1 protein-coding gene is annotated in these 390 nt (G+C 29.0%); it reads right to left on the bottom strand.

What is annotated here, in order from left to right; translation table 11 throughout:
- Window positions 1-160: MarR family transcriptional regulator (locus tag EAS64_RS48125; RefSeq protein WP_500691530.1), on the bottom strand; the 160-nt coding region annotated here is incomplete at its 3' end.
- Between the last annotated feature and the right edge of the window lie 230 nt (window positions 161-390).

Here is a 390-nt window from a genome sequence, read left to right as displayed (position 1 = left end):
CCAAAATAGCTTTATCGGTAATTTCGACAAATACTTCTCGTCTATTTTCTTTATTGCGCTCTCTTTTGACAAGCTTTTTTTCTTCAAGTAATTTTAAATGTCTTGTTACAGCAGCACTATCACTTTTTAATTCATTTTGTAATTGCCTTTGATAGCACAGACCTTTACATTTTCAAATCATCATCAGTTGATACCGAGTAATACTATAACCCGTTGACTTCTCAAATTTTGCCGTCATTTCTTGATTTACAATTTTGAGCTGATAGAGTAACTGGCTGACTTTTTCAAGCTTCATAATTTATTTCTCCTTTCTTAATTGATTTGTCAATCATTGATTAGTCAATTATAGTATTAAATTAAATAAATTACACATAAAAGAATTGAGAAATA

Origin of the sequence: Trebonia kvetii (assembly GCF_007827045.1) — a bacterium.
Taxonomy (GTDB): domain Bacteria; phylum Actinomycetota; class Actinomycetes; order Streptosporangiales; family Streptosporangiaceae; genus Trebonia; species Trebonia kvetii.
This window is presented reverse-complemented; position numbering and strand designations above follow the sequence as displayed.